The 15162-nt window shown below is 59.8% G+C and carries 14 protein-coding genes; 9 read left to right on the plus strand and 5 right to left on the minus strand.

Annotated elements, in window-relative coordinates; all coding sequences use genetic code 11:
* The first annotated feature begins 80 nt into the window (after positions 1–80).
* Positions 81–1625 carry a BCCT family transporter gene (locus ACJ8HT_RS19515; RefSeq protein ID WP_047729953.1) on the plus strand — a complete coding sequence of 515 codons (1545 nt, stop codon included), beginning with the start codon at positions 81–83 and terminating at the stop codon, positions 1623–1625.
* 6 nt (positions 1626–1631) lie between these two features.
* Here ACJ8HT_RS19515 and ACJ8HT_RS19520 read toward each other — a convergent pair whose 3' ends face one another.
* Positions 1632–2063, minus strand: a complete 432-nt coding sequence (locus ACJ8HT_RS19520) for a VOC family protein (protein WP_048234779.1) — start codon at positions 2061–2063, stop codon at positions 1632–1634.
* Between the two features lie 654 nt (positions 2064–2717).
* Between ACJ8HT_RS19520 and ACJ8HT_RS19525 the strand changes: the two genes are divergently transcribed.
* Both ACJ8HT_RS19525 and ACJ8HT_RS19530 read left to right on the plus strand, forming a co-directional pair.
* On the plus strand, positions 2718–3983 hold the full coding sequence (locus ACJ8HT_RS19525; RefSeq protein ID WP_244664504.1) for an MFS transporter: 1266 nt from the start codon (positions 2718–2720) through the stop codon (positions 3981–3983).
* A 37-nt stretch (positions 3984–4020) separates the two neighbouring features.
* The gene (locus ACJ8HT_RS19530; RefSeq protein ID WP_049273488.1) at positions 4021–4830 is read left to right on the plus strand and encodes a MoaF C-terminal domain-containing protein; all 810 of its coding nucleotides are present in this window, start codon (positions 4021–4023) and stop codon (positions 4828–4830) included.
* Position 4831: 1 nt separating this feature from the next.
* Here ACJ8HT_RS19530 and lldD read toward each other — a convergent pair whose 3' ends face one another.
* The 3 genes from lldD to ACJ8HT_RS19545 all read right to left on the minus strand — a co-directional run bounded on the left by lldD (position 4832) and on the right by ACJ8HT_RS19545 (position 8842).
* Positions 4832–5971 carry an FMN-dependent L-lactate dehydrogenase LldD gene (gene lldD / locus ACJ8HT_RS19535; RefSeq protein WP_197653216.1) on the minus strand — a complete coding sequence of 380 codons (1140 nt, stop codon included), beginning with the start codon at positions 5969–5971 and terminating at the stop codon, positions 4832–4834.
* A 42-nt stretch (positions 5972–6013) separates the two neighbouring features.
* Positions 6014–7597: an L-lactate permease gene (locus ACJ8HT_RS19540; RefSeq protein ID WP_197653215.1), complete on the minus strand. Its 1584-nt coding sequence runs from the start codon at positions 7595–7597 to the stop codon at positions 6014–6016.
* Between the two features lie 324 nt (positions 7598–7921).
* Positions 7922–8842, minus strand: coding sequence for a LysR family transcriptional regulator (locus tag ACJ8HT_RS19545; protein ID WP_048234624.1), 921 nt, complete (start codon positions 8840–8842; stop codon positions 7922–7924).
* Between the two features lie 178 nt (positions 8843–9020).
* On the opposite strand from ACJ8HT_RS19545, the gene ACJ8HT_RS19550 reads away from it, so the two are divergent.
* The 3 genes from ACJ8HT_RS19550 to ACJ8HT_RS19560 all read left to right on the plus strand — a co-directional run bounded on the left by ACJ8HT_RS19550 (position 9021) and on the right by ACJ8HT_RS19560 (position 11361).
* Positions 9021–10673 (plus strand): multidrug ABC transporter permease/ATP-binding protein, encoded by a 1653-nt coding sequence (locus ACJ8HT_RS19550; protein WP_197653214.1) that lies wholly within the window; start codon positions 9021–9023, stop codon positions 10671–10673.
* Between the two features lie 388 nt (positions 10674–11061).
* Entirely contained in the window at positions 11062–11175 is a 114-nt protein-coding gene (locus ACJ8HT_RS19555) for a YmiA family putative membrane protein (protein ID WP_049288145.1), read from the plus strand.
* Between the two features lie 24 nt (positions 11176–11199).
* Positions 11200–11361 carry a hypothetical protein gene (locus tag ACJ8HT_RS19560; protein ID WP_162838242.1) on the plus strand — a complete coding sequence of 54 codons (162 nt, stop codon included), beginning with the start codon at positions 11200–11202 and terminating at the stop codon, positions 11359–11361.
* Here the strand turns inward: ACJ8HT_RS19560 and ACJ8HT_RS19565 are convergent.
* Positions 11358–12578, minus strand: coding sequence for a CynX/NimT family MFS transporter (locus ACJ8HT_RS19565; RefSeq protein WP_197653213.1), 1221 nt, complete (start codon positions 12576–12578; stop codon positions 11358–11360). The genes ACJ8HT_RS19560 and ACJ8HT_RS19565 overlap by 4 nt on opposite strands.
* Positions 12579–12727: 149 nt before the next feature.
* Between ACJ8HT_RS19565 and ACJ8HT_RS19570 the strand changes: the two genes are divergently transcribed.
* From ACJ8HT_RS19570 to ACJ8HT_RS19580, 3 genes are all read left to right on the plus strand, one after another.
* Complete coding sequence (locus tag ACJ8HT_RS19570; RefSeq protein ID WP_197653212.1) at positions 12728–13015, plus strand: hypothetical protein; 288 nt, start codon at positions 12728–12730, stop codon at positions 13013–13015.
* Between the two features lie 66 nt (positions 13016–13081).
* The gene (gene agaR, locus ACJ8HT_RS19575) at positions 13082–13855 is read left to right on the plus strand and encodes a transcriptional repressor AgaR (RefSeq protein WP_004931804.1); all 774 of its coding nucleotides are present in this window, start codon (positions 13082–13084) and stop codon (positions 13853–13855) included.
* A gap of 23 nt (positions 13856–13878) precedes the next feature.
* Positions 13879–15162: a D-tagatose-bisphosphate aldolase, class II, non-catalytic subunit gene (locus ACJ8HT_RS19580; RefSeq protein WP_197653211.1), complete on the plus strand. Its 1284-nt coding sequence runs from the start codon at positions 13879–13881 to the stop codon at positions 15160–15162.

Raw genomic sequence — 15162 nt, forward strand, 5'->3', positions numbered from 1 at the left:
AATGTCAAATAAATGACGACAAAATGTTAACTGAAAGTTGCATTGAAATCGTCTGTCTTTCGCACCATGGAAGCCTGCCAATGACAACAAAAACTCCTCCATCGCTTGACGAAGAACCTGTCAGATTGAATGCTCCGGTATTTTTCGGCTCGGCGGCGGTGATCCTGCTGCTGGGATCGCTGGTCGTGCTGTTTCCCGCCGCCAGCAAACTGTGGCTGAACGCCGCGCAAAGCTGGGTCGCCGACGTGTTCGGTTGGTACTACATGTTGTTGATGGTCGCCTGTATGGCATTCGTCTTCTGGCTGGCGCTGTCGCGCTTCGGCCATATTCGCCTCAGCCAGGATGACGAGCCGCCGCAGTTCAGCTATCCCTCGTGGGTGGCGATGCTGTTCTCGTCGGGCATCGGCATTGCGCTGGTGTACTACGGCGCTTATGAACCGCTGGATCATTTCCTGTCGCCACCGGAAGGCAGCGGCGGCACCGTGCAGGCGGCGCGACAGGCGATGGCGTTGACCTTTTTGCACTGGGGGCTGCACGGCTGGGCGCTGTATGCGCTGATCGCCACCGCGCTGGCCTATTTCGCCTATTGCCGCGGCCTGCCGCTGGCGCTGCGCTCTGCGTTATACCCGATCTTCGGTGAACGCATCCACGGCGGCGTTGGTCATCTGGTGGACAGTTTCGGCATTCTGGTGACGGTGATCTCGATGGTAACCAACCTGGGGATCGGCGCGCTGCTGGTGAACTCGGGGCTGTTTTATCTGTTCGATATTCCGCAAAGCACCGGCGTGCTGCTGGCCTTGATCGTGGTGATGATGGTGGTGGCCACGCTGGCGGCGGTCACCGGCGTCGAGAAGGGCATCGCCATGTTGTCGAACATCAACGTCGGCTTCCTGTGCCTGCTGCTGCTGTTCGTGTTTCTGGCCGGGCCGACGCTGAATCTGCTGAACGGCATGTTGCAGAACCTCGGCGATTATCTGACCTCGCTGGTCAGCCGCAGCTTCGATATGTATCTGTACGGCAAGGCGCGCCAGTGGCAGGGCGCCTGGACGCTGTTCTACTGGGCCTGGTGGGTGGCGTGGGCGCCGTTCGTCGGGCTGTTCATCGCGCGCATTTCCAAAGGGCGCACCATTCGCGAACTGATTTTCGGCGTGCTGCTGATCCCGCTGGGCTTCACGCTGGCGTGGCTGTCGATCTTCGGCAATACCGCCATCAGCCTGGTACTGGAAGGCGGGCAGGCGATCCTGGGGCAGGTGGCGCAAAGCGATCCGCCGATGGCGGTGTTCAAACTGTTCGAATACTTGCCCTATACCCAGCTGACCGCCGGCTTTGTGGTGGTGATAAGCTTCGTGCTGTTCCTGACGCCGGTCGATTCCGGCACGCTGATGATAGCGAACCTCTCCTGCCAGGGCGGCTCCGCCCATGATGACGCGCCGGCCTGGCTGCGGGTATTCTGGGCGGCGGTGACTACGCTGGTATGCGCCGGCCTGCTGTATGCCGGCAGTTTCAGCGCGATGCAGACGGCGGTGGTGCTGTGCGGCCTGCCGTTCTCGGCGGTGATCGTGCTGTACATGGTCAGCCTGCGCAAGGATCTGTGCCGTTACGCCATGAAGCCGGTGCTGCCCTGAGGCGGTTTATTCGTCTGCACGCGGCCGGTGATGCACGTACTCGACAGTCGTGCCGTCCGGCAGGCGCGCATTGAAACAGGCGCCGGTGGGCACCTCCACCGGGCCGAAGAAAATCTCTGCTCCGGCGGCCAGCAGCCGCTGGTGGTAGGGATAAATGTCATCGACCAGCAGCGTGCCGACGGTGCTGCGGAAAGGGCGCAATTGCTCTTCCGCCCCCTCCAGGATCAGAAACGGCCCCACCGCCGCCAATACCAGCCGATGCTCGGGAAAATCGAAGCGCATGTCCGCCGTTACGCCGTGCAGCTGCTCGTAAAACGCGATGGTGCGATCGATTTCGCCTTCGCCAACGTAGACCCGAATCAGCACGCGTGGCTCACGCAGCGATGAAGAGTCGGCGGTTTTGCGCCAGAAACCGGCTTTTGTCAGTGCTGTCGTCATGTTCATCTCCTTGCTGGTTACCTGCCGCTTATCATGCCGCCGTTTTTTCATCCGGGGTTGGATCGAGTTGGCATAAGCTAGCCGCGCCGGTAATAACCCGTTCACAGGGCGTTAAAGGGCGTTCTGTTTGTGATTCCTGTCACGGCCTACGCTTTTATTATTATTCAGCATTGATAATGTCATAACGTGATTATTGATTAACACAATGGAGTTAATCGTTCGCGCTATAATCGCTATAAAGCAAACGGATTCAAATAATAAAGCGGGTGGGGCAATGCGGCCGATGAAAAGGGAAATACCGTCCATTTATAAGGGAGGATTAAGTTTTATTTATTAACCTGTTTATAAATCACGGCATTTTGGCTTTTTCGATAAAAGTAAAAAGTGCCGGGTAATTTTATTTAAATCAGTAAAAACATAATGTTGATTTATTTTCATGTCATTCACGCTCTGTGAAAAATACCTAATTTGCCACCCCGTCGTCGTTTTCAACGGCCGTTTGACATGCCCGTTACTTGAGATAAGTTTATATCGTTAACATGTTAATGAGTTGTTGCCGTGACCGATGGCCAATGTTTCTCTTGGCTGCGCGCTTAATCGACTTATGCCATGGCCGCTCGCCATTCATAAGTTAACTTATGGACAAATGACGCTATGAATAACTCGCCAGGGCAGCGCTCGCGATTGAGCGAAGAGAACCGATTGCTGATTATTTTATTCTTCGTGTTCGGCTGCGTGTTCGTCGATCGCCTGACTATCTCTTTCCTGTTTCCGATGATCGCCGCCGATTTGAAGCTGAGCAACGTGCATCTTGGCACGCTGTCGGCGGTGCTGGCATTGACCTGGGCACTGTCCGGGGCAGGGCTGGGGGCGATTGCCGATCGCTTTAATATCCGTAAACCGATGCTGATCCTGTCGATCCTGGTGTTTTCGCTGTTCTCCGCGCTGTCGGGGCTGGTCAGCGGCTTTGCCATGTTATTGATCTTCCGCGCGCTGATGGGGATCGCCGAAGGGCCGGTGCTGCCGATCGCGCAATCGCTGATGGTGGAAAAATCGCAGCCGCAGCGCCGTGGCTTCAACATGGGGCTGATCCAGGGGGCGGCGCCGGGGCTGCTGGGCGGCATTATCGCGCCGCCGCTGATCATCTATCTGGCACAGAAATGGGGCTGGAGCATGGCGTTTCATCTGACCGCCGTACCGGGCATCATTCTGGCGTGGCTGATCTATCGCTATGTGAATGGCAAGAAGGATCCCGCTTTCAGCGCCGCGCCGGCGGCCGGAAAGGCGGCGAACAAGGCCGCTTACGGCGAGCTGTTTAAAATCAAGAACGTGGCGCTGTGCATTCTGATCTCCTGCGTGTTCGTCACCTGGTTCATGATCATCATTACCTTCACCCCCAACTTTTTAGTGACCGACCGCGGCTTCAGCGAAGGCAAGATGGGCGGCATCATGAGCGCCATCGGCGCCGCCTGGGTGTTCTGGGGCGTGGCGGTGCCGGCGATTTCCGATCGCCTCGGCCGCAAGCCGACGCTGATCTTCTTTTCGCTGCTGGCGGTGTGCTGCCCGCTGTTCCTGAGCTACGTCGATAACCCGTGGCTGCTGGGCGTGCTGGTGTTCCTGTCTTATACCGGCCTGGGCTGCTTCACGCTGTTTATGGCCACCATCCCGTCGGAAACGGTATCGCCGGCCCGCATCGCGACCGCGTTGGGGCTGGTGATGGGGATTGGCGAGGTGATTGGCGGCTGTCTGGCGCCGTTTATCGCCGGGCTGATCGCCGATCGCTACGGGCTGGTCAGCGTGATGTGGCTGGCGGCCGCCGGCGCCGTGTGCGCCGGCGTACTGAGTTGTTTTCTCGATGAAACCGCCCCCGCGGTGGTGAGCCGCAGAGCGGTGAAACCGGCGAGCGTCGCCGACGTGTGAGGCGGTTTTCATCCCATTCAATCAAGGAGAGCGAAAGATGTCAGCAGAACAATCCGTACTGAATCAAAATGCCGAGCCGGACTGGAAGAATTACGACGATTTCGCGCGCGGTATCGACACTAACCGCCTACCGGGCACCCAGGACTGGCGGGGCAAAACGCTGCAGATCGCCTTTGACAACGACGGGGAAATCACGCTGCGCTTCAGTGCCGATCGGCAACGGGTGCTGTGGGCCTGGGGAGGGGAGAGCGGTGAGGACGCTTACGAAGAAGTGCAAACCTCCGCCGCACGCTATTTCTTCAATATTCCGCTGCAGTCGCCGGGCAACGAGTGCCTGACGCTGGTACTCAATCGTGACAGCGGCCGGGCGCTACTGGTGCGCAGCACGCTGTTGCCGGAACAGACCGTGGAAAAGGGCTCGCGCCTCAAGCAAAGCTTCCACGTCGGCCGGATTGTCGGCGTCACGCCGAGTGGCGTCGCGCCGCATCTGACCCGTGAGCTGATCGGCTATCGTACGCTGAACGTCTACAGCCCCAACCATTACTACGAACACTTCTACGTCAACACCGAGCGCTACGCCTGGCAAAACCTGCGCGGCGAGCAATTCGGCCACGGCGATATGGACTACGCCACCTACTACAAGTTTGAGGACGAGATGTTCCTGTTCACCTTCCGGGAAAAGATTATCCCGGTGTGCTCGGTGTTCTTCTTCGACTTTATTTCCGGGCGCTGTACCGGTACCTTCCTCGGGCTGGACGCTGCCGGCCGGGTGTTGGTGTCACCGGCCGGGGCCTTCATCAGCAAGATGAGCTATAACGCCTACCCGGAAGGCGTGCAGCCGCTTTGATTCAGACGTTTCTGACCAGCGATCCGGCGTTGATCTCCGCGATGGTTTTCGCGCCGGTGAGCGTCATGGCGACGCGCATTTCCTTGTCGATCAGATCCAGCAAGTTAGCCACCCCGGCTTCGCCGGCTGCCGCCAGCGCATAGACGAAGGCGCGCCCCAGCAGCACGGTATCGGCCCCCAGGGCGATCATGCGCACCACGTCCAGGCCGCTGCGGATGCCGGAGTCGGCCAACAGGGTGATGTCGCCTTTCACCGCGTCGGCGATCGCCGGCATGGCGTGCGCGGTCGACAGCACGCCGTCCAGCTGGCGGCCGCCGTGGTTGGAGACGATGATGCCGTCAGCGCCGAAGCGCACCGCGTCTTTGGCGTCCTCCGGATCCAGAATGCCTTTGATGATCATCGGGCCGTCCCAGAATTCGCGGATCCACTCCAGATCTTTCCAGGAAATCGAAGGATCGAAGTTGGCGCCCAGCCAGCCGATGTAGTCTTCCAGGCTGGTGGGTTTGCCGCGGTAGGCCGAGACGTTGCCCAGATCGTGCGGCTTGCCGAGCAGGCCGACATCCCAGGCCCACTGCGGATGGGCAAATGCCTGCAGCACGCGGCGCATCGCGGCGTTAGGGCCGCTCATCCCTGAGTGGGCGTCGCGGTAACGGGCACCCGGCACCGGCATGTCGACGGTAAACACCAGCGTTTTCACGCCGGCGGCCTTGGCGCGCTCCAGCGCATTGCGCATAAAGCCGCGATCTTTCAGCACGTAAAGCTGGAACCACATCGGCCGATCGATCGCCGGCGCCACCTCTTCGATCGGGCAGACCGACACGGTAGACAGCGTGAACGGAATGCCTTTTTTGGCCGCGGCACGCGCGGCCTGCACTTCGCCGCGGCGGGCGTACATGCCGGTCAACCCCACCGGCCCCAGCGCCACTGGCATCGCCAACTGCTCGCCGAACAGCGTGGTCTCCAAGCTGAGTTCGGACATATTGCGCAGCACGCGCTGGCGCAAGGCAATATCGGCCAGATCTGCGGTATTGCGCTTCAGCGTATGCTCCGCGTAGGCCCCGCCGTCGATGTAGTGAAACAGAAACGGTGGCAGTTTGGCCTGGGCGGCGGCCCGGTAGTCGGTTGACGCGGAGATGATCATAGTGTTTACCTTCTTGTCTTGCTTGCGATAACGAGTGTTCAGTCAGAGCGTGAGGATCGCTGCCATACCGGCCGCAATCCCGCCGTACGCCAGCATCGGCAGCACGGTCTTTCTGATGATTTTGCCTTCGGCATTGCCGATCCCGAGGATCGAACAGACGGCGATAATGTTGTTCAGGCACACCATGTTGCCCATGGCGCCGCCGACGGACTGCAAGGCCAGCGTGAGATTGACGTCAAGGCCGCTGCTCTGGGCGATCGACTGCTGAATGCCGCCGAAGGTCAGGTTCGAGACGGTATTGGAGCCGGAGAAGAACGAGCCCAGCGCGCCGAGGAACGACGAGAACAGCAGCCAGCTCTCGCCGGTCAGCGCCGCCAGCGCTTTACCGATCAGGATCACCGGCGCGTTGTCGCCGCCCTGCATCATCAGGTTGACCATCACCAGCGCGCCGAACAGCGCAATAAAGGGCCGCGCGATGCGCCCGCCGGTTTCGCTGAACATTTGCTGCACCTGGCCGCCATTCAGACGGAACAGAGGAATACACAGCAGCACCACCAGTAGGAACGGGATCAGCGCCGGGACATACAGCGTTTTGTAGCCGGCGGCGGCGGAGGTGCCCAGCACCTGCTGCAGTTCGACGATCAGCGCCCGGCTGATGCGCAGCTCCCCGAGCCAGCCGAGCTTTTCCTGCCACAGCAGCGCGGTGTTGTTGAGCAGCGCCTTCAGGCCCAGCTGATGGACGCGCGTCACTATCAGAATAGCAATCAGCAGCAGGGTCGGGGTCATGGCCTTGACCACCTGCAAGAACGGCACCGCCTGCTCGGCGCTCTGCGATTTGTCGCTGCGGGCGAGGCCGATGCCGCCGCGTGCCAACAGCACCGACAGCGCCAGGCCGATCGCGCCGCCGACCAGCGCCGGGAATTCATAGTTCACCTGAGCCAGCAGCAGATAAGGCACGGTGCAGCTCAGCACGCTGAGCAGGATAAACGGCAGGTTGCGGCGGATATCCTGCCAGGAAACGATAAAGCGCAGCGCCAGCAGAGGAATGACGAAGCCGGCGACGAAGTGGATCAGTGCGGTCTGCCGGCCGATCTCCAGCAGGCTGGCGTCCGACAGGCCGAGATTGGCAAAGCCGAACCAGGTGGGGGTGCCTACGGCGCCGAAGGAGACCGGTACCGAGTTCATCACCAGCGTCAGCAGGGCGACGCGCAGCGGGTTGAAGCCCAGCCCGACCAGAATAGGCGCGGCGATGGCAGCCGGGGTGCCGAAGCCGCTGGCCCCCTCAATCATAAAGGCGAACGCCCAGCCGATAATCATCAGCTGGGCCACGGGATTGGGGCTGATGGTTTCCAGCCAGCGCCGCACCACGTTTTCCGCGCCGCTTACCTGCATCAGTTTGTTGAGCAGGATGGCGCCGGCGATGATGGTGATCGGCGTCAGCGTCGACACCAGCGCGGTGATGATATTGGCATGCAGCAGCCGCAGCGAGGCATCGAACCATAAGAGCTGCATGGCATACACCACGGCGGCCGTCAGCGGCAGGGCGAGGTAAGAGGGCACGCCATTCCTTTTGGTCATCATCCAAATCAGCAGGACGATGGGCGCAATACTGAAAAGCAGGGGCATAAGATCCTCAGGGTTATTATTTTTATGGGCAGAGATATGTAGCTGAAAGGTTAATTACCGCAACATTTTCATTCTAATCACAACGTTGACGACGATGCCATGCGGTATTTTTTTAACATCGGCGAACGGCGCCGGCGGCGGGAAAATAGCCGGCAGGAGGGGTTAAATTAACTGCTTTAAAATCAGTTTGATAGGAAGTGGTTTTGTGTGATGAATGCGCGGGTTCACATTAATTAAGCGGTAATGTTCAATAGATTATGTCCAAAAATGCGGTAATCCCCGCGGCTTTTTGCGGCCACAGGGAAATAATCAGAGCGGGGAAACTCAAAAATAATGGCTGATATTTTGGTAGGAACCGATGATATGTTCGATCAGCAAACGGGTTTTTAACGGCAGATTGCGGGTGTAAGGATAAACGGCGTAAATTCCCAATACTTTGCCGCAGTGGCCGGCCAGGATCTCTGTCAGTTTGCCGTCCTGCAAATCCTCATACACCATGCAGCGCGGCACCATGGCGATGCCGTGGCCGCCGATCACCGCTTTGCGGATCGCCCGCGCGTTGTTGGCCGACAGATTGCCGTTAACCTGCAGCTCGTAGATTTCGTTGCGCCCCGGCCGTTTCATCAGCCAATTGGCGGTGCCGCTCTCCTGATAGGTGTAGGTCAGGCAGTTGTGGCCAAGCAGGTCTTCGGCGCTGCGTGGTTCCGGGTGGCTTTCCAGGTACTCCGGCGAGCAGACGATTACCCAGCGGGAATCGAAGATCGGCCGGGCAATCAGGCTCGAATCCGGCATGGTGCCGGTACGGATCGCCAGATCGATACCTTCTTCCACCAGATCGACAAAGCGGTTTTCCAGCCGCATCTCGACCTTCAGGCTGGGGTGCAGAGCGCAAAATTCCGCCACGCTCTCGCTCAGCAGCAGCTCGCCCGAAATGGTCGGCACCGACATGCGAATGGTGCCGGTCAACTCTTCGCTCTTTTCGCTGACGGCGTACAGCGCCTCCTGCACTTTGGCGCCGATCTCTTTGGCCTGCTGGTAGAGCGCCTGGCCGCTCTCGGTCAGCGTCAGGCTGCGGGTGGTGCGGTACAGCAGCCGGGCGCCCAGCGATTTTTCCAGCCGCCCAATGCGTTTACTGACCACCGAGCTGGTGATGCCGGCGCTCTCCGCGGCCTTGCTGAACGAGCCGCAGTCGACAATCAGGGCGAACAGAATCAGGTCATTGGCGTATTCGTGAGTGGCGAGCATAATCGGCTGTTCCCTTCAGCAGAAAGAGGCGTCAGTGTAAGTCTCTCGTTTCAATAAGCAATCATCAAAGTGCCATTGGCGCCGCAATCGGGGGCCGCGTGAACAATGAGAATTCGTCTTGATCTCATTCTCACGCCGCTTACAATGCCTGCCAGATCGCGACTTCAGAGGTTTTTTCATGGAACTGCTACGGGTGGTTTATCACCAGTACCGTTGGCCATTTCTGGCTGTCATGGCGCTGACCATGGCCAGCGCCGGTTTAGGCATCGGTATCATTGCATTTATCAATCAATACCTGATGGAGGCCGGCGGCGATGCATTGGCCGTGCTGCCGATGTTTCTCGCCCTGCTGGCATTGCTGATGGCGGTCACGCTGGGCTCGCAATTGGCGCTGACGACATTGGGCCATTACTTCGTCTATCGCCTGCGTGGGCAACTGGTGAAGCGCATTTTGGATACCGATATTGAACGCCTCGAACAGTTGGGCAGCGCCTCGCTGTTGGCCAGCCTGTCCAGCGATATCCGCAATATTACCGTCGCCTTCGTGCGCTTGCCTGAACTGGTTCAAGGGGTGATTTTAACCCTGGGGGCGGCGGCCTATCTGGGGTGGCTATCACCGAAAATGCTGGCGGTCACGGCAGTCTGGGTGGCTGTGACCGTCGTGGGCAGCGGCTGCCTGGTGTCGCGGGTCTATCGCCATATGGCCAGTTTGCGTGAGTCAGAAGAGCGTCTCTATCATCGTTATGAGTCGGTAATTGACGGTCGTAAGGAACTGATGTTGAACCGCAAGCGGGCGCAGGCGCTGTACGAACAGGCCTATCAGCCCGATGCGCAAGCCTATCGCTACCATATCATTCGCGCCGATACCTTCCATTTAAGTGCGCTCAACTGGTCAAATATCATGATGTTAGGCGCGATTGGGCTGGTGTTCTTTATGGCTAACAGTCTGGGATGGGCGGACTCGGCGGTGGCCGCCACCTATTCACTGACGCTGCTGTTCTTGCGCACGCCATTACTGCAGGCGGTTGGGGCATTTCCGACGCTGGTCAGCGCCGAAGTGGCCTTTAACAAGCTGAAGACGCTGCGCCTGGCCGAGTATCAAGCGGCGTTTCCTGCCGCCGTCGGCCGTTCCTGGCAGACGCTGGAGCTTCGCGACGTGGTTTTTCACTATGCGGATACGGAACAGCAGTCCGGTTTTGCCGTCGGGCCGCTCAATCTGACGCTGCGGCGTGGTGAGTTGGTCTTTCTGATCGGCGGCAACGGCAGTGGCAAGTCAACGCTGGCGATGTTGTTGACCGGGTTGTACCAACCGGTGAGCGGGCACATCGTTCTGGATGGCGTCACACAAACCGCGGCGGATATGCCGAACTACCGTCGGCTGTTTTCGGCGATTTTTACCGATTTTCATCAGTTCGATCGTTTGCAAGGGCCGGAAGGCGGTGAACCCGATGCGGAATTGGTCGCCGGCTGGCTTGAGCGGTTGAATATGAAAAGCAAACTGCAGTTCGACGGCGCCAGGGTGACCAACCCGCAGCTGTCGCAGGGGCAGCGTAAACGCCTGGCTCTGCTGTTGGCGGTGGCAGAGCAGCGCGATATTCTGTTGTTGGATGAATGGGCCGCAGATCAGGATCCGCAGTTCCGGCGGATTTTCTATCGTGAGCTGTTGCCTGAATTGCGCGCGCTGGGCAAAACGGTGTTTGCCATCAGCCATGACGATCACTACTTCGAACATGCCGATCGGCTGCTTGAAATGCGCTCCGGCCATTTGCGCGAGTTGACCGGCATCGAGCGTGAACACGCCAGCCGGGATTCCGTCAGCAGAATCGGCTAACTCACGCCGGCCCGGGCGAGAGCAAAACGGGCCGGCGCTTCTCCCCGCAGAATCTCAGTACGTCGCTTCATTTTCTCTTCCCCCTTCAGCTCGGTCTGTTGCCGATTTGCCTTATGACCAGTCAAATAATTGATGGTTGAATTATTTACCAGTGGTTTAATTTTGACCTTTCAAGGTGTGGCACACTGCACATTCGTTCGCCTATCAATACAAGTTATCGGCTGCCGATAACAGTGGTATCCACGGTGCCGTTCTTACTGAGGCCGCAGTACAGGTCTATGGGTAGCAGCAGTTTTTTAAAATGCCATAGGAAAAAACGACTTTATCGATCGTTAAAATAGATCGATAATCTCAATTTGAATGGTTTAATCTATTTGTTGAGGGCGCTGTGGTGAGCAAGGATGGATCAAATATCAAACGTAAAGCATGGCTGTGTGTATTTATCGGTAGTGGGCTGTTCTGGCTACTCATCGCCGCCGTGATTTATTGGTTACTGAATTAAGCTGGTTAAGCAGGAAGGCGATTTGTGAACAAAAAGCAGGCTAAAAACCGTGAGGGCGCCCAGCGTCGTGCGCAGTCCAAAATCCCGCCTTCGTGGGTGTTGAGCGATGAGCAACGCGCCTTTATTGAAGACTTGTGGCTGGATAACGCGCCTGAGCCAGTGCGGCCCATCGCCCAACGGCGCTAGCTGATCACGCGGCTGCGGCCGGCCAATGCGCCGAACAGCATTTGCAAAACGGTCAGGCACAGCAGGGCGATCAGCGGCAAACGCCAGCCATCCGTCAGATCGTGCAGCAGGCCGAACAACGTGGGCCCTAGCGCTGCCAACAAATAGCCGACGGATTGCGCCATACCCGACAGCAGCGTCGCCTGATGATGATGCTGGCTGCGTAACCCAAAGAACGACAGCGCCAGCACCAGCGAACTCCCCGCCCCCAACCCGGCAAACGTCAGCCACACCAGTGAACTGGCGGGTTGCACCAATAATCCTCCGACGCCGATGAAGATCAGCAGGGAACTGCCCAGCGCGATTGCCCGCTGATCGCGCGCCCGCGGCAAAATCACCACCATGACAAAGTTGGCGACGATCGCGACCACCTGGTAAACGAACAGCTCGAATCCGGCCTGCTGGGCGGAAGTGCCGTGGCTGGCGGCAAAGGCGCTGAACCAGCCGATGATGGTGTAGAAAGCGATCGATTGCAGCCCCATAAACATCGCCACTTGCCAACCCAGCGCGCTGCCCCAGGGAGAACGATAGCGCTGTGGCTCCGTCGGTTGCGGTTCTTTGGCGGCGGGAGTGGCCGAGCGCCGCAGCTGCGGCAGCCACACCAGCAGCGCCAGCAACGCGGGCAAAGCCCAGCACAGCAAGGAGAACCGCCAGCCGAGGTCGGCCAGGGCAGCCAGCGGCACCGCCAGACCGGAGGCGATGGCGGCAACCAGTGACATCACCGCCGCATAGGCGGCGATCATCGCGGCGGCGCGATGCGGGAAATCTCTTTTCACCAGCGTCGGCAGCACGACGTTGGCAAAGGCAATGGCGGCGCCGATCAGGATGCTACCCAGCCAGAGCATGGCGTCTTGCGGCAGGGAACGTAGCGCGATGCCACAGACCAGCAGCGCGAGAGCGAGGCCCAGGGTGCGCTCGATGCCGATGCGTTTCGCCAGCGTTGGCGTCAGCGGTGAGAGAACGGCGAACAGGATCAGCGGCAACGAGTTGATCAGGCCGGCGGCGGTGGCGGACAACGCCAGCTGTTGCTGGATCTGCTCCAACAGTGGGCCGACGCTGGTCAGGGCGGCGCGCAGGTTGGCCGCGATCAGGATAATGCCGACGATCAGCAGGACAGGGCGGTGTAAACGGCGACGTGGGGTCGCGGTGGACGCTGGGGATGAAGCGGGTTGCGGCATGGGTTCCTCGCACCAGGGCATGCAGTCAATCAGTGCTGCATGGCGTGATGCGTTGATTGACGTTAACGCTTACGTACCGACAAATTGGCGGTATCCGATCGCAAGTGTAGGGAAGATGGCTCACGCTGACAAGGGGACGGGCCGGCGGGATGATGGCGGTTAACCCCTGCCGGCCGCAGGATAATTGCCATTATGTGATCCTGGTCACTGAGCGAACTAAAAGTCATGGCGCGGGGCGCGCCATGCGCCGCTTTCGCTTTCCTCGCCGTCGGCGCCGTGGCCCTCCGGCGCTTGCGCCCGTCATGGCATTTCACTTTTCCTCCCACCCGCTTTTTGGCTTTTCGATCCGTTTCGATTCGAAAGGTTTTTTGGCGGTTTTTTTGCTAAAACGGGGCTGTAAGCCCGATCACAATTTCATTGCTTTCGCTTTGCTGTAATGCCAGCGCAGTAGAGCGAAAGCCATCTTCTCCCCGGCGATGCCGGAAACCTGAGGACCGCAGCTCATGCCAGTGAATACCGCAAAGCGACGTGAACACATCATCGATCTGTTATGCGAGCACGGCAGCGTGCGCGTGGAGCAGCTCAGCAAACAGTTTGCGGTATCCACGGTGACGATCCGCAACGATCTGCGCTTTCTGGAACGAAAAGGGTGTGCGCTGCGCGCTTACGGCGGCGCGATGCTCAATCAGCAATTCGCTTTCGATCGGCCGTTGCGGGACAAAGGGCGGCTGAATCGCGACGTCAAAACGCTGATCGCCAACGCGGCGGCCGGCTATGTGCGCGACGGCGATGCGCTGATCCTCGATTCCGGTTCCACCACCGCGCAGATCGTGCCGTTCCTGAAGGGGCGGCGCGATCTGGTGGTGATGACCAATGCGCTGAACATTGCCTACGAGCTTTCGGGAAACGACGGGGTGGAGGTCATGGTGCTGGGGGGCAGCGTGCGCCGCAACTCATACTCGCTCTACGGTCCGGCTGCCGAGCAGCAATTGCGTCAGTACCGCTTCGACAAGCTGTTTTTGGGCGTCGACGGGTTCGATCTGAGCGCCGGCATCACCACGCCTCACCCCGGTGAGGCGCACCTCAATCGCGTAATGTGCGAGGTGGCGCGCGAGATTATCGCGGTGGCGGATGCCAGCAAATTCGGTCGCAAGAGCTTTTGCATGATTCGCGAAGCCGGGCAAATCCATCGGCTGATCACCGACAGCCGTCTTCCGGACGATTACGAGCGGGCGTTAACCGAGCTGGGCGTGGAGGTCATCATCGCCGATCGGTAGCAGGGCGCCTGCATGGGGGCTTCATGCAGCAGTTGTTACAGCTTGTCGAGCAGCACAAGGCCGGTATGCCGGTCGGGATCTTTTCCGTCTGTTCCGCCCATCCCTGGGTTCTGAAGGCCGCGCTGCGGCAGGCCAAAGCACGCGGCACGCCGGTATTGGTAGAGGCGACGTCCAACCAGGTCAATCAGTTCGGCGGCTATACCGGCCAAACGGCGTCCCAGTTCCGCGATGCGCTGTGGCGCCTGGCGGATGAGGTTGGCCTGGCGCGCGAGAGAGTGTGGCTGGGCGGCGATCATCTGGGGCCCAACGCCTGGCAAGATCGCCCGGCTCAGGAGGCGATGGCGCTGGCGGAAACCTTGATCGACGATTACGTTCGCGCCGGATTTCGCAAAATTCACCTCGATTGTTCCATGTCGTGCGCCGGCGATCCCTCGCCCCTGGGGGATGCCACGGTCGCTGAGCGTGCGGCGCGCCTGTGCGCGGTGGCGGAGCGGGCCTGGGCGCAGAGCGGCGGCGAAGCGCCGGTTTATGTGATCGGCACCGAAGTGCCGGTGCCGGGCGGCGCGCAGGAGGCGCTGGCGGGTCTGCAGGTCACCACGCCGCAGGCGGTGGCGCAAACGCTGGAAACGCACCGCATCGCCTGGCAAAAAGCCGAGCTGAACGATGCCTGGCAGCGAACTATCGCGCTGGTGGTACAGCCGGGCGTCGAGTTCGATCACCACAGCGTTGAGCATTACCAACCGCAGCGCGCCGACGCATTGAGCCATTTCATCGAACGGCAGCCGGGCATGATCTATGAAGCGCACTCTACGGACTACCAACCACCGCAGGCCTACCGCCAACTGGTGCGCGATCACTTCGCCATCCTGAAGGTGGGGCCGGCGCTGACCTTCGCGCTGCGCGAAGCGCTGTTCGCCCTCGATCGCATCGAGCGTGAATGGCTGGGGGAACGCCAGTCGGCGCAGCTGTGCGCCACGCTGGAGCAGGTGATGCGCGAGCAGCCGCAGCAGTGGAGCCGCTACTACCACGGCACGCCGCACCAGCAGTATCTCGATCGCCACTACAGCCTGAGCGATCGGGTGCGTTACTACTGGCCGCAGCCGCAGGTGCAGCAGGCGGTCGACGGTTTGCTGGACAACCTGCGCCGCAGCCCGGCGCCGCTGGCGCTGCTCAGCCAATACCTGCCGGATCAGGCGCGGGCGCTGAACGCCGGCGAATTGAGCGCCGATCCGCAGGAGTGGGTGCTGCATAAAGTGACGCAGGTGCTCGACGATTATCACGCCGCCTGCTACCCGGAGGGCCGCTGA

It is taken from the genome of Serratia sp. CY44782, assembly GCF_052168715.1.
In the GTDB taxonomy this organism is placed as follows: domain Bacteria; phylum Pseudomonadota; class Gammaproteobacteria; order Enterobacterales; family Enterobacteriaceae; genus Serratia; species Serratia nevei.

Bases quoted from the DNA above. Each gene is read 5' to 3' on its own strand.
- ACJ8HT_RS19545 (WP_048234624.1), bottom strand. From the start codon at position 8,842: ATGCTCGCCACTCACGAATACGCCAATGACCTGATTCTGTTCGCCCTG.
- agaR (WP_004931804.1), top strand. From the start codon at position 13,082: ATGCCAGTGAATACCGCAAAGCGACGTGAACACATCATCGATCTGTTA.
- ACJ8HT_RS19580 (WP_197653211.1), top strand. From the start codon at position 13,879: ATGCAGCAGTTGTTACAGCTTGTCGAGCAGCACAAGGCCGGTATGCCG.
- ACJ8HT_RS19515 (WP_047729953.1), top strand. From the start codon at position 81: ATGACAACAAAAACTCCTCCATCGCTTGACGAAGAACCTGTCAGATTG.
- ACJ8HT_RS19540 (WP_197653215.1), bottom strand. From the start codon at position 7,597: ATGCCCCTGCTTTTCAGTATTGCGCCCATCGTCCTGCTGATTTGGATG.
- ACJ8HT_RS19565 (WP_197653213.1), bottom strand. From the start codon at position 12,578: ATGCCGCAACCCGCTTCATCCCCAGCGTCCACCGCGACCCCACGTCGC.
- ACJ8HT_RS19570 (WP_197653212.1), top strand. From the start codon at position 12,728: ATGATGGCGGTTAACCCCTGCCGGCCGCAGGATAATTGCCATTATGTG.
- ACJ8HT_RS19520 (WP_048234779.1), bottom strand. From the start codon at position 2,063: ATGACGACAGCACTGACAAAAGCCGGTTTCTGGCGCAAAACCGCCGAC.
- ACJ8HT_RS19530 (WP_049273488.1), top strand. From the start codon at position 4,021: ATGTCAGCAGAACAATCCGTACTGAATCAAAATGCCGAGCCGGACTGG.
- lldD (WP_197653216.1), bottom strand. From the start codon at position 5,971: ATGATCATCTCCGCGTCAACCGACTACCGGGCCGCCGCCCAGGCCAAA.
- ACJ8HT_RS19550 (WP_197653214.1), top strand. From the start codon at position 9,021: ATGGAACTGCTACGGGTGGTTTATCACCAGTACCGTTGGCCATTTCTG.
- ACJ8HT_RS19525 (WP_244664504.1), top strand. From the start codon at position 2,718: ATGAATAACTCGCCAGGGCAGCGCTCGCGATTGAGCGAAGAGAACCGA.